Origin of the sequence: Microtetraspora sp. AC03309, from assembly GCF_020826795.1 — a bacterium.
Classification (GTDB): Bacteria; Actinomycetota; Actinomycetes; order Streptosporangiales; family Streptosporangiaceae; genus Microtetraspora; species Microtetraspora glauca.
On record NZ_JADDIL010000070.1, the window covers coordinates 18295 to 38949 of the forward strand.

Annotated in this window: 17 protein-coding genes; 1 reads left to right on the forward strand and 16 read right to left on the reverse strand. The window is 71.1% G+C overall.

The features are described 5' to 3' along the window. Window positions 1-220: 220 nt before the first annotated feature. Window positions 221-1801 (reverse strand): FadD3 family acyl-CoA ligase, encoded by a 1581-nt coding sequence (locus IMZ11_RS32465; RefSeq protein ID WP_228646225.1) that lies wholly within the window; start codon window positions 1799-1801, stop codon window positions 221-223. A 179-nt stretch (window positions 1802-1980) separates the two neighbouring features. Here IMZ11_RS32465 and IMZ11_RS32470 point away from each other — a divergent pair, with 179 nt between their 5' ends. Next, a complete protein-coding gene (locus IMZ11_RS32470) occupies window positions 1981-2757 on the forward strand; it encodes an SDR family oxidoreductase (RefSeq protein ID WP_228646226.1) in 777 nt (258 codons plus the stop codon). A gap of 63 nt (window positions 2758-2820) precedes the next feature. Here the strand turns inward: IMZ11_RS32470 and IMZ11_RS32475 are convergent, their stop codons facing one another. The 15 genes from IMZ11_RS32475 to IMZ11_RS32545 form a co-directional block, all read right to left on the reverse strand. Continuing rightward, a complete protein-coding gene (locus IMZ11_RS32475) occupies window positions 2821-3672 on the reverse strand; it encodes a MaoC/PaaZ C-terminal domain-containing protein (protein WP_228646227.1) in 852 nt (283 codons plus the stop codon). Next, window positions 3669-4856, reverse strand: a complete 1188-nt coding sequence (locus IMZ11_RS32480) for a lipid-transfer protein (RefSeq protein WP_228646228.1) — start codon at window positions 4854-4856, stop codon at window positions 3669-3671. Before IMZ11_RS32480 ends, IMZ11_RS32475 begins: the two co-directional genes overlap by 4 nt. Next, a complete protein-coding gene (locus IMZ11_RS32485) occupies window positions 4853-5311 on the reverse strand; it encodes a MaoC family dehydratase (protein ID WP_228646229.1) in 459 nt (152 codons plus the stop codon). Before IMZ11_RS32485 ends, IMZ11_RS32480 begins: the two co-directional genes overlap by 4 nt. Beyond that, on the reverse strand, window positions 5308-6429 hold the full coding sequence (locus IMZ11_RS32490) for an acyl-CoA dehydrogenase family protein (RefSeq protein WP_228646230.1): 1122 nt from the start codon (window positions 6427-6429) through the stop codon (window positions 5308-5310). The genes IMZ11_RS32485 and IMZ11_RS32490 overlap by 4 nt, the downstream gene beginning before the upstream one ends. Continuing rightward, window positions 6429-7421, reverse strand: coding sequence for a bifunctional MaoC family dehydratase N-terminal/OB-fold nucleic acid binding domain-containing protein (locus tag IMZ11_RS32495; RefSeq protein ID WP_228646231.1), 993 nt, complete (start codon window positions 7419-7421; stop codon window positions 6429-6431). The genes IMZ11_RS32490 and IMZ11_RS32495 overlap by 1 nt, the downstream gene beginning before the upstream one ends. Further along, entirely contained in the window at window positions 7418-8584 is a 1167-nt protein-coding gene (locus tag IMZ11_RS32500) for an acyl-CoA dehydrogenase family protein (protein WP_228646232.1), read from the reverse strand. Before IMZ11_RS32500 ends, IMZ11_RS32495 begins: the two co-directional genes overlap by 4 nt. Before the next feature lie 38 nt (window positions 8585-8622). After that, window positions 8623-10287 (reverse strand): AMP-binding protein, encoded by a 1665-nt coding sequence (locus IMZ11_RS32505; RefSeq protein WP_228646233.1) that lies wholly within the window; start codon window positions 10285-10287, stop codon window positions 8623-8625. A gap of 16 nt (window positions 10288-10303) precedes the next feature. After that, complete coding sequence (locus IMZ11_RS32510; protein ID WP_228646234.1) at window positions 10304-11542, reverse strand: NADH:flavin oxidoreductase; 1239 nt, start codon at window positions 11540-11542, stop codon at window positions 10304-10306. A 181-nt stretch (window positions 11543-11723) separates the two neighbouring features. Then, complete coding sequence (locus IMZ11_RS32515) at window positions 11724-12080, reverse strand: hypothetical protein (protein WP_061259964.1); 357 nt, start codon at window positions 12078-12080, stop codon at window positions 11724-11726. A gap of 3 nt (window positions 12081-12083) precedes the next feature. Beyond that, complete coding sequence (locus IMZ11_RS32520; protein ID WP_228646235.1) at window positions 12084-12830, reverse strand: ABC transporter ATP-binding protein; 747 nt, start codon at window positions 12828-12830, stop codon at window positions 12084-12086. After that, a complete protein-coding gene (locus IMZ11_RS32525; RefSeq protein WP_228646236.1) occupies window positions 12827-13561 on the reverse strand; it encodes an ABC transporter ATP-binding protein in 735 nt (244 codons plus the stop codon). Before IMZ11_RS32525 ends, IMZ11_RS32520 begins: the two co-directional genes overlap by 4 nt. Then, window positions 13548-15836: an ABC transporter permease gene (locus IMZ11_RS32530; RefSeq protein ID WP_228646237.1), complete on the reverse strand. Its 2289-nt coding sequence runs from the start codon at window positions 15834-15836 to the stop codon at window positions 13548-13550. Before IMZ11_RS32530 ends, IMZ11_RS32525 begins: the two co-directional genes overlap by 14 nt. A gap of 72 nt (window positions 15837-15908) precedes the next feature. Beyond that, window positions 15909-17330: an ABC transporter substrate-binding protein gene (locus tag IMZ11_RS32535; protein WP_228646238.1), complete on the reverse strand. Its 1422-nt coding sequence runs from the start codon at window positions 17328-17330 to the stop codon at window positions 15909-15911. Between the two features lie 79 nt (window positions 17331-17409). Next, on the reverse strand, window positions 17410-18171 hold the full coding sequence (locus tag IMZ11_RS32540; protein WP_228646239.1) for an SDR family NAD(P)-dependent oxidoreductase: 762 nt from the start codon (window positions 18169-18171) through the stop codon (window positions 17410-17412). Between the two features lie 191 nt (window positions 18172-18362). Further along, on the reverse strand, window positions 18363-20573 hold the full coding sequence (locus IMZ11_RS32545; protein ID WP_228646240.1) for an arylsulfatase: 2211 nt from the start codon (window positions 20571-20573) through the stop codon (window positions 18363-18365). Between the last annotated feature and the right edge of the window lie 82 nt (window positions 20574-20655).

Consider the following 20655-nt stretch of genomic DNA (forward strand, 5'->3'; position numbering starts at 1 on the left):
CGCCGCGGCGAGGTCGGCGTTGTGTTCGCGCCCGGTACCCGCCTCGTCGACGCGGCCCGGCCTCACCCGCCCACCTGAGCACGGTCACTCCCATGTCGCACTGGTGCCCTGCCCAGGTGCGCCCGCGCGGGCGCACCGGGCCGACCGTGTCCCAGTGGTGCGGCGTCTTCACGCTGACCCCGACGAGCGCGACCGCCACCCCGCCCTCGCGGCGCCAAGGTCAGACGCGGGACAACTCCGTCTTCTGCACCTTGCCTGACGCGTTCTTCGGCAGGTCCTCCACGATGACGACCTCGCGGGGCACCTTGAAGTTCGCCAGAAGGCCCCGGCAGTACTCCACGAGCGCGTCCGGCTTGAGATCGGCCCCGGGGCGCGCCACCACGTAGGCCCGCCCGACCTCGCCCATCCGCTGGTCGGGAACGCCGATGACGGCCACCTCGGCGACGCCCTCGTGGCGGGCGAGCACCTGCTCGATCTCGGCCGGGTACACGTTGAACCCGCCGACCACGAACATGTCCTTGGAGCGCCCCGTGATGGTCAGGTTGCCGTGCTCGTCGAGCCGGCCGCGGTCGCCGGTCACGAGCCAGCCGTCCCTGATCGCGCCGGCCGTCGCCTCGTCGTCGTCGAGGTAGCCGAGCATCACGTTGTAGCCCCGGACGAGGACCTCGCCGTCCTCCCCCGCCGCGACCGGGCGACCGCCGCCGTCGACCACCTCGACCTCGACGCCGTCGATGACCCGCCCGGCCGTGTTCGCCACGGTCTCGTCGTCGTCGTCGAGCGAGCAGGAGGTGACCGTGCCGCACGACTCGGTCAGCCCGTACGCGGTGACGACCTGGGGGAACAGCTCGGCCCGCATCCGCCGGACCAGCGTGACCGGCACCACCGACGCGCCGGTCACGGCGAGCCGGAGCGAGGACAGATCGAACCGCTCCCTCTCCGGCGCGTCCAGCATCGACACGTAGATGGTCGGCGCCCCGGGCAGGACGGTGATCCGCTCGGACTCGATCAGCCGCATCGTCTCGGCGACCTCGAACACGGGCTGGAGCACCATCGTGGCACCTTGCAGCAGGCAGGCGAACAGGCCCGCCTTGTAGCCGAAGGAGTGGAAGAACGGGTTCACGATGAGGTAGCGGTCGCCGTGGCCGACGCCCGTCCGGCCGCACCAGGACCGGTAGGTGCGGACGTTCTGCTCATGCGTGCACATGGCGCCCTTGGACCTGCCCGTCGTGCCCGAGGTGAACAGGATGTCCGCCACGTCGTCCGGCGACACCGACGCCGCCCGCGCCGCCGCCCCCTCGTCCGTGACGGATGCCGCCCCGGCGACGAAGTCCGCCCAGGAGGTCGCGCCGGTTCGCGGCTCGGCGTCGTAGGTGACCACGGTGTCCAGGTCGGGCAGGTCGGGCAGTCCGGCGGCGCCTTCGGCGGAGGCCCCCAGCATGGCCAGATAGCCGTTGCCGAGGAAGCCGTCCTCGACGAAGAGCATCCGGGCCCGGCTCCGCCGGATCAGCCACCGCGCCTCCTCGCCCTTGTACCGGGTGTTGACCGGAACCACGGCGGCGCCCGCCGCGAGCGCGCCCAGGGCGGTCACCATCCAGCGCAGGCTGTTCGGCGCCCAGATCACGATCCGGTCACCGCGCCCGACTCCAAGCGCGACGAACGCCTTCGCCGCCTCACGGACCCGCTCCCCCAGTTCCGCGTACGTCACCCGGACCGGGCCGTCCACGACGGCCTCGACGTCCGGGAACTCGCGTACCGCGCGCTCCAGGACAGCCGGAATCGTCAACGTGTCGTTCTCGATCATGAGCTCCCTGCCTCGGTGGGGATCTGTCGTGTCCCGGTGATGACATGCCGCGATGACCATCGTGTCGCCCGGATCCGCCCCCGGCCAGGGCCGTCCCGGTGGGCGGTACAAGACCCCCACCGCGACGGACCCGGCCGTACCCTCCGGGGGATCGGATTGACGTCGACGAGAGGAACGCGATGAACGCGACGGTGGACCTGAGCGGCCGTGCCGTACTGGTGACCGGGGGCACCAAGGGCATCGGATTCGTGATCGCGGAGAGGTTCCTGGCCGCGGGCGCCGATGTCGCCGTGTGCGGGCGTAACGAGCCCGACGTCCTGCCTCGCGCGGGCGGCAGGACGGCGCGGTTCTTCTCGGCGGACATCCGGGACCCCGCGGCCGCCGCCGGTCTGGTGGACAGCGTGGTCGGCGGCCTCGGGCGGCTCGACGTGCTGGTGAACAACGCCGGAGGGTCCCCGGACGCGGACGCGGCCACGGTCTCGCCCCGTTTCGTGGAGCGGATCGTGGACCTGAACCTGCTCGCGCCGTTCTACGTGGCGCAGCCGGCCAACAAGGTCATGCGTGCGCAGGAGTCCGGTGGCTCCATCATCAACATCGGCAGCGTGTCGGCGCACGACCCGCAGCCCGGCACCGCCGCCTACTCCGCCGCCAAGGCGGGACTGCTCGTGCTGACCCGCGCGCTGGCGCTCGAATGGTCGCCCAAGGTGCGGGTGAACCACATCACCACCGGGCTGATCCGGACCGAGGCGGCCGCCCATGTGTACGGCCCGGACGAGGGCGCCGCGGTCGCGGCGGTGATCCCGATGGGCCGGATGGCGGTGCCCGCCGACGTGGCGGACACCTGCCTCTACCTGGCCAGCGACCTCGCGTCCTATGTCACGGGCGCGGACATCGCCGTGCACGGCGGGGGCGAGTTCCCCGCCCGCTATCTCGCGACCCGGACGGCTACGCCGTGATCTGACATGGACGGCTACGCCGTGATGTGAAGCGGACGGCTACGCCGTGACGCGGAACGACCGCTACGCCGTGACGCGGAACCGGGCCCGGCCACCTGAAAGCGCCGTCCTGCCGTCGGCGGTCACCTCGAAGTGCACGGTCGTCCCGTCCTCCTCCGCCTCCCCGCCCGTCCAGCCGCGCGCGTCCAACCGGTCGCCGGGGAAGACGGGGGAGGCGAACCGCCCCTCCAGCTCGACCAGATCCGCGGGATGCGCGCCCGCGGCCGCCGCCAGCGGCAGGGTCACCGCGGCCAGCGTGCACAGGCCGTGCATGAACGGCCGGGGCATGCCCGCCGCCTTCGCCGCCTCCGGGTCGATGTGCATGTGGTGCCGGTCGCCCAGCAGGCGGTACAGCGCCGCCTGGTTGGACGCGGTGCGGACCTCCAGCTCGTGGTCGGCCGGCGTCTCGCGCGGCTTCGGCCGTGAGGCGCCGCGGTCCCCGCCGAACCCGCCGCGGCCGGGCGCGAACAGCGACCAGGTGGCGAGGAAGTACGCGCTCTCCACCTCGACGTCGAAGACCGCCGCGCTGCCCTTGTCCCACACGTCCGCGACCCGCGCCGTCATCGTCAGCTCGCCGGACACCGGGAGCGGCTCGCGTACCAGCAGCCGCTGGGAGCCGTGCACCGCCGTCGTGATGTCGAACGCGCCCAGCGAGCCGAGGGCGTCAGGAGCCCACTGCGCCTGCGTCAGCGCGAACGTCGGCAACACCCGGAGGCGCTCCTCGAACACCAGGTCAAGGTCGGTCGCGGCCGCGCCGACGGCGAGCGCGTAGAGGATCACATCCCGCTCGTCGTAGGCGACCGTGCGCTCGCCCAGGCTGTGGCCGGCCCAGGCGCCCGCGTTCTGTTCCCTCACGTCAGCCGTTCCCGTGCTCATTCGTCCACTCCCAAAACCAGACCGCTGGTGGGCACGCCCGTACCAGCGGTGACGATCACGTTGTGCGTCTCTGACGACGGCTGGTTCACCGACGTGCCGCGGACCAGCCGTACCGCCTCCGCGACACCGTTCATGCCGTGCAGGTACGCCTCGCCGAGCTGGCCGCCGTGGGTGTTGCACGGCAGCCGCCCTCCGACCTCGAGGTGCCCGTCGGCGATGAAGTCCTTGGCCTCTCCCCGGGCGCAGAAGCCCAGCTCCTCCAGCTGCGGGAGCACCAGTGGCGTGAAATGGTCGTACAGGATGGCCGCGTCGATGTCATCGGGACGCAGGCCGCTCTGCGCGTAGAGCTGATCGCCGACCAGGCCCATCTCCGGGATGCCGGAGACGGAGGGCCGGTAGTAGCTGGTCATCATGTGCTGGTCCTTGCCCGAGCCCTGCGCGGCGGCCCGGATGATCGCGGGCGCGTGCGGCAGGTCGCGGGCGCGTTCGGCCGAGACCACGACCAGCGCCTGGCCGCCGTCGGTCTCCTGGCAGCAGTCCAGCAGGTGCAGAGGTTCGGCGATCCAGCGCGACGCCTGGTGCTCCTCCAGGGTGATCGGCCGCTGGTAGAACCACGCCGCCGGGTTGTTCGCGGCGTGCCTGCGGTCCACCACCGCGACCCGCCCGAAGTCCTCGCTGGTCGCGCCGTACTCGTGCATGTAGCGGCGGGCGAACATCGCGACCCACTGCGCCGGCGTGGAGAGGCCGAACGGCGTCATCCACGAGTACGCGGCGCGGTCGGCGCTGGTGTCCATCGCCCGGTCCGCCTGGCCGAGGCCGTACCGCTCTCCGGACCGCTCGTTGAAGGCGCGGTAGCAGACGACCACGTCGGCGACGCCCGTGGCGACGGCCATCGCGGCCTGCTGGAGCGTGCCGCAGGCCGCGCCGCCGCCGTAGCCGACGCGGGAGAAGAACCTCAGCTCCCCGATGCCGGTGTTGCGCGCGACGTGGATCTCGGCGTTGGTGTCCGCGGTGAACGTGACGAGGCCGTCCACGTCGGACGGCTTCAGCCCGGCGTCGGCGACGGCGGCGAGCACCGCCTCGCAGGCGAGCCGTAGCTCGCTGCGCCCGGAGGCCTTGGAGAACTCGGTGGCGCCGATGCCCGCGATCGCCGCGGCACCGGAAAGGGGGCTTGCGCCGTTCACGCGTTCTCTCCCTTCGGGAGCCGTACGACGACGGTGCCCGTCACGTGGGGACCGAGCGCGTTCACGCCGCGCACGGAGACCTCGACCCGGTCGCCCGCGTCGTCCTTCGCGGTGACGCTGCCGGTCAGCACCATGGTGTCGCCGGGGTAGTTGGGCGCGCCGAGCCGGATCCTGATCGCGGTGACGACCGCGGCGGGGCCGGCCCAGCGGGTGACGAACCGGTCGACCAGGCCGTTGCTGGTCAGGATGTTCATGAAGACGTCCGCGGAACCGCGCCCGACCGCCAGCTCGGGGTCGTGGTGCACGTCCTGGTAGTCGCGGCTGGCGATGGCGGTCGCGACGATCATGGTCCTGGTCAGCGGGATCGACAGCTCGGGGAGCTCGTCGCCCACCGCGACCTCGTCGTACGTCCGGCTCGCCGCCCGCCCGGTGGGCTTTCCCGTGGACGCGGTCATGACACCACCGGCCCGGCGGCCAGCACCGCGCCGAGGCGGGCGAGGTCCGCGCTGGCACCGCCCAGGGTGCCCGAGATCTGCTTGCCCCAGAGGAAGTAGCGGTGCACCGGATAGTCGATGTCGACGCCGATGCCGCCGTGGACGTGCTGGACGCGGTGGACGACGTTCAGCCCGGCCTCGCCCGCCCACCACTTGGCGACCAGGACGGCGGCCGCGGCGGGCTCGCCCCCCTCGATCGTGGTGACGGCCTGCCAGAGGGCGACCCCCATGGCCTCGATGTCGATGTAGCAGTCGGCGAGCTGGTGCTGCACCGCCTGGAACGTGGCCAGAGGTCGGCCGAACTGCCTGCGCTCGCTGAGGTAGCCGGCGGCGAGCCGCAGCGCGCCCCGGGCGACGCCCAGCTGTACGGCGGCCAGCGCGACCGAGGCGTGGTCGACGGCCCACTCGAGGACGCCGGAACCCGGCGTGCCGACCGCCCGCGCGGGCGCGTCGTCGAGGGTCAGGTTTCCGCTGAGCTCGTGGGTCGTGGTCTCCGCGCGCTCCCAGGTGACGCCGTCCGCGTCGGCGGCGACCAGGAACAGGCCGGTGCCGGTCTCGGTCCGGGCGGCGACCAGGACGTGGGCGGCGCCGAAGGGCGCCGGGACGACCGCCTTGACGCCGGTCAGCCGCCAGCCGCCGCCGTCCTGCCCGCCGTCCCGCCTGGCCGCGCACCTGGGGTCGCCGGGCGCGTGCGGCCCGAACTCCTCCAGCGCGACGGTGAGCCGCGACGATCCGTCCACGGCGCCGGGCAGCAGGCTCGCGCGCTGCTCGGCGGTGCCGTACGCGGCGATCGTGAGGGCGCCGACGGCGTTCGCCCACAGCGGGACCGGGGCCACGGCACGGCCCTGCTCCTCCAGCAGGACGCACAGCGCGCCGAGTCCGAGCCCGGCTCCGCCGGCCTCCTCGGGCGCGGCGATGCCGAGCAGGCCCGCCTTGCCCAGCTCGGCCCACAGGCTCTCGTCGAGGTGCGACGGCGAGTTCTCCACCTCGCGCACCCGCTCGGTGGTGGCGCGGTCGGTGAAGATCTTCCGCGCCAGGTCGCGGACCGCTTCGAGCTCTTCGTCAAGGGTGAAGTCCATCAGTGACCTTCCTGGGCGACCGGCCGGAACACCGGAAGCGACAGCTCGGGATCGGCGTCCAACCAGTCGAGGACGACGGGCATGTCGATCTCGACCTCCTCCGGGGTGACGCCGACCAGGTTGGTGATCAGCCGGGTGCCTTCGGCGAGTTCCACGACCGCGACGATCATCGGGAAGTCGAACGCCGGATGGCGGGGGTGGTGGTTGACCACGAAGCTGTAGACGTGCCCGCGGCCGGACGCCTGGACGGTGTCCCAGTCGAACGAGCCGCACTCCGGGCAGCAGGGGCCGGGCGGGTGGCGCAGCGTCTCGCACGCCGCGCACCGCTGGATCACCAGCCGGTGCTCGCGCGCCGCCTCGAACCAGAACGTGTTGTCCCTGTTGAGCGCCGGGCGGGGCCGCAGCGCCCTCGGTTCCGGCTTCTCCGCGACCTCCCGCTTCTCGTCCGGCTTCTCGTTCCGCCTCTCCGCGGGCTTCTCCTTCGGGCGGAACCGCAGGGTGCGCCAGCGCTGGACGGCCACGATCTCACCGTCCTGGTCGTGGTACGTCTTCAGGGTGGTCACGAAGCGTCCCGTGCCCAGGCCGGTGACCTTCTCCGGGGAGATCGACTCGACGACCTCCCGCATGCCGATGTGGTCACCGGGCACCAGCTCGCGGTGGAACTCGAACTCGGAGTCGGTCGCCACCACCGAGGTGTAGCCACCCTCGGCGAGCAGGGCGACCAGCTCGTCGAAGCCGCCGCCGCCCTTCGGCGCGGCGGTCGCGGCGTACCCGCGCATCGTCCACGCCTGGACCATGGAGGCGGGCGCGACGGTCCCGTCCCTGCCGGTGGCGCGGGCGGCCTCCTCGTCCAGGTAGATCGGGTTGTCGTCCTCCATCGCCTCGACCCAGTGCCGGATCATCGGCTGGTTGACCGGGTCCTGGCCGGGCCTCAGCGGGTTGATCTCGCGTCCGACGAAGGCCCGCAGCCGGTCCTCGTACGCCTCGTTCATGCGCCGCGTCCCAACCGGGGAAGGCCGAGCCCCTGGGTGGCCACCATGTCCCTGAGGATCTCGTTGACGCCGCCGCCGAAGGTGTTCACGATGCCCTGGCGGGACAGCTGCTCGATCTGCCCGGCGAGCACGGCTCCCGGCGACTCGGGGCGGATCCGCCCGGCCGCGCCGAGGATGCCGGTGAGGGTGCGCTGCACGTCGATGTGGGTCTCCGTGCCGTACGCCTTGGCCGCTCCGGCGTCGGCGCCGGACAGGACGTCCCGCGCCACCGCGCTGGTCATCTTCCAGTTCAGCAGGCGCATCGCCTCCAGCTTGGCGTAGGTGCGGGCGAAGTCCCGCTGGACCCACGGCAGCTCGATGGTCCCGTTCTCCTTCGCCCAGGCGAGGACGTTCTCCCAGAGCTGGATCATGCGCCCGCCGAGCGCGGCGAGGCCGATCCGCTCGTGGTTGAGCTGGTGCGTGATCAGCCGCCAGCCGCCGTCGACCTCGCCGACCACCTCGGTCGCGGGCACCCGGACGCCGCCGTAGTACGTGGCCGTGACCACCATGCCGCCGACGGTCTGGATCGGGCTCCAGGAGAACCCGGGCGCGTCCGTCGGGACGATCAGGATCGAGATGCCCTTGTGCTTGGGCGCTTCCGGGTCGGTACGGCAGGCGAGCCAGACGTAGTCGGCGGTGTTCGCGCCGCTCGTGAAGATCTTGCTGCCGTCGACGACGAACTCGTCGCCGTCCCGGACCGCGCGGGTCGTCAGGGACGCCAGGTCGGTTCCGGCGTCCGGCTCGGTGTAGCCGATCGCGAAGACGATGTCACCGGACAGGATGCCGGGCAGGAAGCGCTTCTTCTGCTCCTCCGACCCCTTGCTCATCAGCGTGGGGCCGACCGTGTTGACGGTGACGAACGGGAACGGCAGCCCGGCCCGCTGAACCTCGTCGAAGAAGACGTACTGCTCCTCGATCGACCGGCCCTGCCCGCCGTACTCGGTGGGCCATCCGATCCCGAGCCAGCCGTCGGCGCCGAGCCGGCTGACCACCTCCCGGAATCGGTCGCCTCCCACGCCCTGTTCGCCGACCCGGCGGCGTTCGTCCTCCGGCATGAGGCCGGCGAAGTAGCCGCGCAGCTCCATGCGCAGCTGTCGTTGCGCGGCGGTCTCGCGCAGATCCATGTTCCGCTCTCCTACGTGGTTGCTGGGCCGTGACGGGGCTACGGCAGGAATCTCTGGCGGCCGTTGGCGTAGAACTCCTCGCGCAGCGCGGTCCTGTCCTCTCCGGTCATCAGGGTGTAGTGCGGCTCGCCGCGGCCGACCCAGCGGTACACCGTGTCCCCGGTGTCCTCGATCCGCCAGCCGTCGTGCTGCATCTCCTTCTTGCGGAGCTTGTTGGACCCGGTCGCGGGCAGCGCGTGCGACACCCGGACGTAGCGGGGCGCCCCCTTGGTGCCGAGGTCCGCCTGTTCGGCGAGGAACGCGGGCAGGCCGAGGTCCTCGAAGCCCATCCCCTCGGGAATCTCGATCGCGGCCATCACCTGGTCGCCCGATCGCGCGTCCGGCACCCCGAACACGGCGGCGGCGACGATGTGGGGGTGGCGGCGCAGGACCCGCTCGCTCAGGAGCGCGGAGATGTTCTCCCCGTCCACCCGGATCCAGTCGCCGGAACGCCCGGCGAAGTAGATGTAGCCGGCCTCGTCGACGTAGCCGAGGTCGCCGGTCCAGTACCAGCCGTGCCTGACCCGCTCCGCGTTCGCGGCGTCGTTCTTGTAGTAGCCCTCGAATTTCGCCGCGCCCTCGGTGTTGACGATCTCGCCGATCGCCTCCTCCGCGTTGGTCACCCGGCCGTGCTCGTCGAGCACCGCGCGGGGACGCGGCTCCCTGGTCTCCGGATCGACGACGACGACGCCTGCGTGGGCGGGGCGTCCCAGCGCGGCGGCCGGGCCCTCGGGCGCGAGCCGGATCATGCCCGATCCCTCGCTGGACCCGTAGCTCTCGATGAGCCGGCAGCCGAAGCGGCGCAGGAACTCGGCCTGGTCCTCGGGCGACGCCTCGGTCCCGAACGCGTGGGTGAGCGTGTTGTCCGCGTCGTCCGGTCGTTCCTGCGTGGCCAGCACGTACGCGATGGCCTTCCCGACGTACGTGAAGAACGTGACGCCGTAGAAGCGGACGTCGGGCAGGAAGCCGGACGCGGAGAACTTCGGCACGAGGGTGACGCACGCGCCCGCCGTCAGGGACGGCGCCCACAGCGCCATCACCGCGTTGCCGTGGAAGAGCGGCATGCAGCAGTAGGTGATGTCGTCCCTGCCGACGCCGTACTTCTTGCAGTTGGAGTAGCCCAGGTCGGTCAGCCGTCCCTGGGAGCAGATGGCGGCCTTGGACGCGCCGGTGGTGCCGGAGGTGAACAGCAGCAACATCCGCGTCGCCGCCGTGATCCCGGGATCGCGTACGGGCTCGCACGCGTGCGCCGCGACCTGCCCGGCGTACTCGTCGCCGTCCACGAGGAGGAAGCGATCGCGGTCCACGCCGATGTCGAGGCCGTCGAGCAGCTTCAGCCCGGCCGCGTCGGTGATGACGAGCTGGAGATCGGTGTGCCTGACCTCCTGCTCCAGGTACGCGCCACGGCGGGTGGAGTTGATGCCGACGATCGAGGCACCGCTGAGCGCCGCAGCGCCGAGCCAGAAGACATACTCCGGCACGTTGTCGAGCAGGACCCCGATGTGGAACGGACCTTCGATCCGCAGCGCCCCGGCGAGGGAGGCACGGGCGGCGCTCTCTCGTACCACCTCGTCCCAGGTCCAGGTCCGCTCGCGGGTCCGCAGACCCGGGCGGTCGTCCCCCACCCGGGCGAGCAGCAGGTCGGCGATCGTCTCGTGTCGCACTGTTTCGGTTCTCTCCTCAGGACTGCGCGTTCCGTGCGGACGGCACGGGTGGCTGCGCGATCAGGGGACCCGTGAGCACGCAGTGGGTGCCGCCGTAGATCGCCGTCATGCACTTGTTGCAGTGGATGCACAGGGACGTGACGCTGTCGTCGGCCTTGATCCTGTTGATCAGGTCCGGCTCCCGCAGCAGCGCGCGGGCCATCGCGACGAACTCGAAGCCCTCGCTCATCGCCTGGTCCATGACCTGCTTGTTGGTGATTCCGCCCAGGAGGATGAGCGGCATCTTGACCGCGGCGCGGATCTGCCGGGCGTCCTCCAGCAGGTAGGCGTCCTTGTACGGGTAGGCACGCAGGAAGTGCTTGCCGACGATCTTGACGCCGAGCTTCACCGGCTGCTTCATGACGGCCGCGAACTCCCGCAGGGGCGCGTCACCCTTGAACAGGTACATGGGGTTGAGCAGCGAGCTGCCCGCGGTGAGCTCCAGGGCGTCGAGGGAGCCGTCCTGCTCGATCCACTGGGCGACCTTGATCGCCTCGTCGAGCCAGAAGCCGCCGGGCACGCCGTCGTCCATGTTGAGCTTCGCGGTGATCGCGATGCGGTCGCCGACCGCGTCGCGGACGGCGCGGGTGATGTCCCGCGACAGCCGGGCCCGGTTCTCCAGGCTCCCGCCGTACTCGTCCTTGCGGTGGTTGACCTTGGGGCTCAGGAACGAGCTGGCCAGGTAGTTGTGCCCGAGGTGGATCTCGACGGCGTCGAACCCCGCCTCGATGGCCATGGTCGCCGCGTGGGCGTGGGCGGCGACGATGCGGGTCAGGTCGTCCCGGGTCGCGGCCTTCGTGAAGCTGGTGGTGGTGGCGTGGAAGTTCCGGTTGGGCGCGAGCGCGGGGAGCCTGTTGGACTTGGGGTTGGCCACCGGACCCGCGTGACCGATCTGCGCGGCGACCGCGGCGCCCTCGGCGTGCACGGCCTCGGTCAGCTTGCGCAGGCCGGGCAGCGCCTCCGGAGTCCACAGGATCTGGCGCCGGTCGGTCCGGCCCTCGGGGGCGACCGCGCAGTAGGCCACCGTGGTCATCCCGACTCCGCCGGCCGCGTGCCGGACGTGGAACTCGATGAGCTCGTCGGTGACGAGGCTCTTGCGGCTCAGCCCTTCATAGGTGGCCGCTTTGATGATGCGGTTGCGCAGGGTCACCGGACCGAGCTTCGCCGGAGCGAGCACGTCCGGCACGTCGTGGGCCCTGGGCGTTGTCTGAGTCAAGGGGGATCCTCCGTCCGGACTCCATCACGGGAGCACGGCTGACGTTAGTGAGCGGAGGATCCCCCGTCCCCGGCCAATCCCGCTGAACGGGAGGGTCACGGGGCGCGGGCGCGCCTTCGAAGCGCCTTGGACGCGCTTCGAAGGCGCTTCGAAGGCGCTTCAAAGACGTGTCAGAGACGCCTCAGAGACGGCGGTCCCCGATCGCGGCCGCGATCTGGTCCGTGTGCGCCTGCCCCTCAAGGAGCTGGCGGAGCAGCCACAGCCGCAGCACCCGCGCCACCGCGGCGGCGAGGTACAGCGCGGCGCCCATCACGGTGAGCGCGGCGAACGCGGTCGCCAGAACCTGGAACGAGCCCACGTTGCGCAGGTCGTCCTGGGCCAGCGAGTTCACGTACGAGATGAACCCGCCCACGACGCCGGCGATCATCAGGAGCACGCCCAGCACGCGCGTCCACGCGTCCCCGCGTGACCCGTCCGTCTTCAGCTTCATGTCCGCCACGTCCGACGTGAACTTCTCACGGCGTTCCTCGGTCAGCATCGCTCAGCCTCCTAGATAGCTGCTTGAGAGTTGGTCCTCGATCTCGTCGGGCCGCCCGACCGAGACGACGCGCCCGTGCAGCATCAGGGCGGCGGTGTCGGCGATGGGCAGCACGGCACGGGCGAACTGCTCCGCCACCAGGACGGACAGGCCCTCGGCGACGAGCTGCGCGACGGTGTCGTACATCTGCGTCACGATCATGGGCGCCAGTCCCATGGACAGCTCGTCGAGCAGCAGGACGGCCGGGTCCGTGCCGAGGGCGCGGGAGAGCGCCAGCATCTGCTGCTGGCCGCCCGACATCGAGCCGGCGAGCTGGTGGCGCCGCTCGCCGAGGATCGGGAAGCGGGAGTAGGCCGCCTCCTCCATGGCCGAGAGCTTCGCTCCGGTGCCGGTGCCGACCCAGAGGTTCTCCCGCACCGTGAGGTTGGGGAAGATGCCCCGGCCCTCGGGGATGGAGCACACTCCGAGCCGGGCGGCGTCCTCCGCCGATATGCCGTTCATCCGGCGGCCGGCGAACCTGAGCTCGCCGCCGGTGAGTGGCAGCAGGCCCGCGCAGACCTTCATGGTGGTGGACTTGCCGCCGCCGTTGGGGCCGAGGAGCGCGACGACGGAGCCGGGACCCACCTTCAGGTCCACGCCGTGCAGCACCTCGATCGGGCCGTAGCCCGCGCGTACGCCCGCGAGTTCAAGGAGCGGCGCCGGTTCCGCGTTCTCCCCGGTCAGGGGCGCCGTCTGTCGTGCCGCGCTCACGCCGTGACCTCCTCGGTGCCGATGTACGCCGCGATGACCTCGGGCGACTCCTGGATCTCCTTCGGCGTGCCGGACGCGATGACGGCGCCGTAGTCGAGCACGTGGATGGTCGAGCAGAGCTTCATCACCAGCGGCAGGTCATGCTCGACCAGGCAGATCGCCAGCCCCTCGGCGGCGAGGCCGGCCAGCAGCCCGGCGAACGCCTCGGTCTCCTGCTCGGTCTGGCCGGAGGCGGGCTCGTCCAGCAGCAGTACGCGGGGCGAGGTCATCAGCGCCCTGGCGACCTCCACGACCCGCGCCCGTCCCGTCGGTACGTCGGACATCTCCAGATGGGCGATGTCGCCGAGGCCCGTACGCGCGAGGACGCGGTCGGTCTCCTTGTCGACGTCGACGCGGTGCCGCGTGTTGGCCCGCAGGATGTCGCCGGCGACCCTGACGTTGTCCCGCACCGAGAGCGACAGGAACAGCTCCAGCCGCTGGAAGGTGCGGGCCATGCCGAGGTGCGCCCGCCTGGCCGGCGCCAGCCGGGTGATGTCGGCCCCGTCGAGTAGAACCCGGCCCGACGCGGGCTTCTGCAGCCCGGTGACCGTGTTGAACAGCGTGGTCTTGCCGGCGCCGTTCGGCCCGATCAGCCCGGTGATCCGGCCCTCGTCGACGCCGATGCTCACGTCGTCGACGGCGGTGTTGCCGCCGAACCTGACGGTGATGCCCCGGGTCTCAAGCAACGACATGGACGTCTCCCTCCTCGGCCGCCCGCGGCGCCGGGACGCGCGGGGCGCGGTCGACGCCCGGGGGCAGGCCGAGCTCGCGGTCGAGCCGGCGCCGCAGCTCCTCGGTGTACGGCTCGTCGATCCCGGCCAGTTCCAGCGGCGTGCTCCTGCGGCGGGCGAGCTCCTCCTCGGAGAGCACGGCCTCCGGCATGATCATCTTTCCGAAGACGGGCAGCATCATTCCGAGGCAGGCGCTGAGGATCGCGAACCACCAGTTGCCGATGACGCCGGTGAGGGTCAGGACGTACAGCACGGCCTCGGCGACCGCGCCGCCGATCAGCACCGGCTTGGCCTTCCGCAGGGACCGGTAGCCCTCGATGATGTCGTGGACGGTGCCGCTGGGGTTCTTGCCGACCCCCATGCCGATCAGCGCGGTGGCGACCATCGCGAGCTGGCCGAGCGACTTGTAGATCGTCTCCATCGCGGGAGTCGCCGCGGCGAGGTCGTTGAAGGTGCCCACCATGATGGTGAAGCCGACGCCCGACATCAGTCCGCCGAAGAGGGCGCCGCTGATGTAGCCGATGCCGCCGACGACGGTGAGCATCACCAGGCCGAGGCTGGCCATGACGGCGAAGTTCTCCCCCGCCACCGAGCCGCTCGCGCTCGCCATCAGCACCCCGCCGAGACCGGCGATGGCCGCGGAGATCATGAACACGCCGAACTTCAGCTTGACCAGGTTCTGCCCGAGCATCGCCGCCGCCGCCGGACTGTCCTTCATCGCCGCGAGCCGCCTGCCGTACCCGCTGCCGCGCAGCGCGACAAGGCCGACCGCGATCAGCGAGAACAGGGCCGTGGCGGTGAGCAGGAACGTCTCGGGGTCGCGCAGGTCGAGCGGGCCGATCTTGAGCGGCGGGACGATCAGCGTGCCGTTCGGGAAGATCGAGAAGGTACGGCCGAAGAGGGTGTGCTCGACGGTGTCGCGCAAGACCATGGTGGACAGGAAGACGCCGAACGCCATGGTCGCGAGCGCCAGATAGAGGCCGCGCAGCCGCAGCGCCGGCAGCGCGACCAGCCCGCCCACGACGGCGGTGACCAGGACGGCGAGCAGGATGCCCCACAGGGTGAGGCGGGCCGCGAGCCCGGTTCCCGAGACGCCGAAGTGGAACGCGACGATCGTGGCGACCGCGCCGAACGAGAGAGGCGCGAGGTTCAGCTCTCCCGCGTAGCCGGTCAGCACGGTGAGCGACAGCGCGATGATCGCGAACGTCATGCCCAGGGCGAACGTGGTGACCGACGTCTCCTCCATCAGGAGCGTCAGCAGGAAGACCACGGCCACGAGCACCGCGCCCCACACCGCCGCCTTGCGCACGGTCGGCACGCGGTACCGCTCGCGGGTGCGGATCGCGGCGCCGCGCAGCCGGTCCTGGGGAAGCACGATGAGCACGACGAACAGGATGATCATCGGGAGCGACACCCGGAAGTTCCCCGACCACGTCCAGTCGGTCGGGAAGTACGCCATGACGTACGTCGCCGTCATGCCGAGGACCATCGCGCCGACGAAGGTGCGGGGGATGCTGCGCAGCCGGCCGAACATCGCGGCCGCGAACGCGTCGATGACCAGCAGCGTGAGCGCGTTCGCCTCCAGGGCGCCGCCGCCGATCGGGGTGATCAGGACGCCGGCCAGCACGGCGAGGGCCCCGCCCATCGCCCAGGAGAGCGCGGCGACGCGGTCGGGGTTGTGCCCGTTCAGCCGGAGCAGGTCGGGGTCGTCGACGGCGCCGCGCATGACCACGCCGACGCGGCTGCGGGTGAAGAGCAGCCGCAGGCCGACGGCGATCGCGGCCGCCACGACGAGGCAGATGATCTCGTGGACCCGGATGACCACGCCGGCGAACTCGATCTTCGCGCCCGAGCCGAAGAACATCTCCATGATCCGCGCTTCTTCGGGGTGCCAGATCCACTGGGAGAGGTACAGCATCCCGAGCAGGATCGCGACGGTGACTACGATCTTGGTCACGTCCGCGGTGTCCCGCAGCCCCTTCATGATCAGGGCGTGGAGTATCGCGCCCATCGCGGGGCCGACGACGCCCACCACCACGACCAGCGACAGCCACATGGGCCAGCCCCAGCCGTACGTCAGCTGCCAGTAGAGAAACGTGCCCAGCATGGCCTGCGCGCCGTGGGCGAAGTTGAAGATCCCCGAGGTGTTGTACGTGAGGACCAGGCCGGAGGCCGCGATCGCGTAGACCGACCCCAGAACGAGCCCGAGGATCGTGAAGGTCAGGAACGTGGTCATGGTTGCCCTAGGTGAGAGTGGCAGGAACGGGCTGGAGGCGGGCCAGGGGGACGGCCCGCCTCCAGCGAGGGATCAGACCTGCGGCTTGATCACGTTGGGGGTCAGGAACGTGGTGGCCATCCGGTCCTCGTCGAGCTTGGTGCCCCACGTGGACGGGTCGGTCTTGAGCAGGTTGTCCTCACCGCACTCGAACTCGCCGACGTTCGCCGGGGCGACCTGCTTGTACGTCGAACCGGTGAGCTTCACCATCAGCGCGCAGGTGGCCGGCTTGTTGCCGCCCGGGTCGGTCGGGGCGTGCAGGCCGCCGCCGGTCCACTCGTGCACCTGCGAGAGCTTGTTGACCATGCACTGGCGGGTGAGGTCGGAGCCGCAGTCCCTGGCCGCCGTCGCCCACAGCAGGAAGGCCGAGGTCGCCTGCATGCCGAGCAGGGCGACCTTGCCGCCGTCGGCGTTGACCAGGTCGAGGTACTTCTTGACCGCGGGCACCTTGTCGGCGTTCTCGAACGGCTGGAAGATCAGGCCGGCGTGGATGTTGTCGCCCACGCCCTGCGTGTTCCACTTGGCGACGGCCGAGCTGTACCAGGTCGCCTCGAACACCAGCGTCGGGTGGGCGCCCACCCGGTCCAGGGACTCGAGGAGGCTGAACGCCGCCGGGTCGGGCGACTTCGACGTCCACAGCGCCTTGACGCCGCACGACTTGAACTTCTCCGCGAACGGCACGTAGCTCGGGTCACCCTCGGCGTTGAGCTGGACGCCGCACTTCTTCGGTGTGATGTCGATGCTCTTCAGCGCGGACTCGATCTTCTTGCTGCCCGCCGTCACCGCCGGGGAGGTGGAGGTGATCAGGTCCATGCCCGCGGCGAAGTCGGGGAACTGCTTGGCCGCCAGGCGCAGGGGCGCGACGTTGAAGTAGTCCACCGGGTAGGGGACCGACTCGAACTTCATCGGACCCATCGCCGCGTTCGGGCCGACGGTGAAGCCGGCCACCGTGGGCAGGTTGCAGCCGACGCGGTACTGCTCGGCCGACTCGTCCATGGCGAAGCCCTGGCCGACGAGCATGAAGTCCTGCTTGCACGCCTTCTGCATCACGGTCGCGGCCTGCATGTACGCCGCGTCGTACTGGTTGCCCTTGATCTGCCGGCCGTTGATGCCACCCTGCGCGTTACACCACTTGATCATGGTGCTGACCGCGTCGCCCATCTCCTTGGAGAGGCCGGGAGCCTTGGGGAAGCCCCGGTCGTCGCCGTAGCCGATGGTGATCGTGGTGTCCGTGACGCCCTGCTCGGTCGCGCCCTTGGCGTCGCCCTTGCCGCACGGCGACTCCAGCGTGCCGAACATCTCCTTGGCGCCGGAGTCCGCGGCCGCCGTCGCGCCGCCGTCGCCGGTGGCACCCGGTACCGCGGCCGATCCCCCGCGCTCGCTCGCACACCCGGTGGCCAGCACCGTGAGCGCGACGGCACTCGCCGCCACACGGGCGATCGTGTTGCCTTTCATCCGGACTATCTCCTTTCACCGGCCGCCATGCGGCGGCCGGGGACCTGGGGGGTGAACGGGGGATTCGTCCCGACGGGACTCATCCGAAGTTGGCCTGTCCGCCGTCGAGTGGCACGGTGGCACCGGTGAGATAACGCAGGTCGGGACCGACCAGCGCGACCACGGCCCGCCCGATGTCCCGCTCGCAGTCGCCGACGTAGCCGAGCGGGATCGTCCGGCGGAACTCCTCCGCCTCGGCGGGGTTCGCCTCCATCCATCGCGCCAGTCCGGGCGAGAGCGCGTGCGGGGCGATCGAGTTGGCGCGGATGCCGTCCCCGCCCCATTCCGCGGCCACCGTCCTGGTCAGCGAGCGGAGCGCCTGTTTGGCCGCCGCGTACGCGCCGTAGGTCGTGGGATCCCACCGGACCGTGGCGGAGGTGATCAGGTTGACGATGCTGCCGCCGCCCCGCTCCTTCATGTGCGGGTGGCAGGCCCGCATGAACGCGAAGGCCGCGAACGGCCCGCTGCGGAAGCCCTTCTGGAAGGCGGCGTCGTCCATCGACAGGAGCGGTCCATACGAACCCGAGTACGCGTTGTTGACGAGGATGTCGACTCCGCCGAACCGCTCGACCACCTGCGCGACGACGGCGGGGACGGCCTCGGTGTCGCTGACGTCGCAGAGGAAGGGTTCGGCCTCCGCTCCGCGTTCCCGGATCAGATCACAGGTCGTGTCCAGCTTCGGCAGGGTCCGGCCGAGCACCGCGACGGACGCGCCTTCCGAGGCGAGTGCGAGCGCGATCCCCTGTCCGACCCCCTGGCCGGCGCCGGTCACGATGGCGATCTTCCCGTCGAGGCTTCCCATTGATCTCCCGTTTCACCCGGCGATGGCCGCAATAGTGATGTGACCCAGCCCACCCCGAGCAGGCAGTCCCGCTCACCGGGAGCAACTCTTCGACGACGGTGCGGACGCCGCGCGGGGATCCCGGTGACCGGGAAAGAGCGCCGCGAAATGACCGATCGACGCGTCCGCTCGGCCGAGGGTCGGGAGTCTCCCTACTCGAGGGTGATGTCGACCCGCTCGAGCGTGCCGCGGGTGAAGGGGTAGGGCGCGGGATACTCGCCCACCGGAGACCCGGTGCTCAGGCCGATGTCGAACGTCTCGTCGATGGAGAAGACCGCGGGAGGCGTCACCGCGATCCGGTCCTCCCCCACCGCGACGCCGTCCACGACGAGGGTGACGGTGCCCCCCGCGGCGATCCCGCCGTCGTAGGAGAAGACCACGTCGATCGTGTGCCGCCCGGCTCCGAGACCGTCATCGCCGGTGAGCCTCAGGTACGCCATCGCGAAGGTGCGGTAGACGAAGACCGGCCGTCCCGCGTCGTCGAGGTGGAGCGCCCAGCCGGCCGCGCGTCCTCCCATCGTGGCGATCACTCCGTACGCGCCGGGGGCGTCGACACGGATCACGGCGCGCAGTGACCAGGACCTGCCGACCACGCGGGGGGCGTTGGACTCCGGGATGCCGACGGCGCCGGGGTGGTAGGTGAACCGCCGCCTGCCGCGCGCCAGATTGGGCATCCGGGTCCGCGCGACGCGCGCGTCGCGCAGCGGGAGGATGCCGGCCCGCGCGGCCTCCCGATCGAAGAGCGCCCGCATCCTCCGGAGCTTCCCGGGCTCGGCGGCGGCCAGGTCGTCGGCCTGGCTGAAGTCCCGTTCGAGGTCGTAGAGCTCCCAGACGTCGTCCTCGAAGGGCCGGTCCGCGCCCGGCCTCCCGATCGACCACGGCAGGCCGCCGTGGTGGGCGGAGGCCATCCACCCGTCGCGGTAGATCGACCGGTGCCCGTACACCTCGAAGTACTGCGTGGTGTGCCGCTCCGGCGCGTCCGCGTCGGCGAAGGTGTACACCAGGCTGGTGCCGTCCATCGGCACCTGCACGACGCCGTCCACCTCCGTGGGCGGCTCGATCCCCGCCGCCTCGAGGATCGTCGGCGCGACGTCGTTGACATGGGAGAACTGCGTGCGCAGGCCGCCCCTGCCGGCGATCCCGGCCGGCCAGGTGAGCACCAGGGGGTTGCGCGTGCCTCCGAGGTGCGAGGCGACCTGCTTCACCCACTGGAAGGGCGCGGTCAGCGCCCACGCCCACCCCGCCGGATACTGCGGGTAGGTGTTCGGCCCGCCGATCTCGTCGAGCAGGTCGAGCTGAGAGGCGACGCTCTCCGGCAGTCCCTGAAGCGCGCCCATGTAGTTCACGCTGCCGGGGACGCCTCCCTCGGCGCTGCTGCCGTTGTCCCCGACGACGTAGAAGAACATCGTGTCGTCGAACCGCCCGCTCTCCTTGAGCGCGTGGACCAGCCGCCCGATCTGCGCGTCGGTGTGCTCGAGGAACCCGGCGTAGACCTCCATCAGGCGTTCCGCGACCGCCTTCTCCCCGTCGCCGAGGCCGTCCCACGCCGGAATCTCGCCGGGCCGCGGCGTCAGCTTCGTGTTCGCGGGCACGACGCCGAGCCGCTTCTGCCGTTCGAGTGTCTCCTCGCGCAGGACGTCCCAGCCCCTGCCGAACCTCCCCCGGTACTTCTCGCTCCACGCTCCGGGGACCTGCAGCGGCGCGTGGGTCGCGCCGGGGGCGAGGTAGAGGAAGAACGGGCGGCCGGGGGTCAGCGACGTCCGCAGCCGCAGCCAGTCGACGGCCCGGCCGACCAGATCCTCGGTCAGGTGGTAACCGGGCACGTCGGGCCGGGCCACCGGGGTCGTGCCCTCGTAGAGCGTCGGGTCGTACTGGTCGGTCTCGCCGCCGAGGAAGCCGTAGAACGTGTCGAACCCCTGCCCGGTGGGCCAGCGGTCGAACGGACCGACCTGGGTGGACTCCCACGGCGGGGTGAGGTGCCACTTGCCGAACGCGGCCGTGCCGTAGCCGTTCCGCCGCAGGACGGTGGCGACGGACGCGGCCTCCGGCCGGAGCACGCCCTCGTATCCCGGGTGGCCGTTGGCCGAGTTCAGCACCGTACCGACACCCGTGACGTGCGGATCCCTGCCGGTGAGCAGGGAGGCCCTGGTGGGTGAGCAGATCGCGGTCGTGTGGAACCGGTTGTAGCGCAGCCCCTCGACGGAGAGCGCGTCGAGCACCGGCGTGTCGATCGGACCGCCGAAGGTCCGGGCCGCCCCGAACCCGACGTCGTCGAGGAGGACGACCACAACGTTGGGACGCGTGGTTCCCGTCGCGCTCGTCGCCGTCCCGTCGATTCCGCCCGGAGTCCGCCCGCTCGTCACTCGACCTCCCGATATCGGTAAGGCACGTGTCTTACGGCAAGATAAGACATGTGCCTTATCTGATCAATAGCCTCTTTTCCGA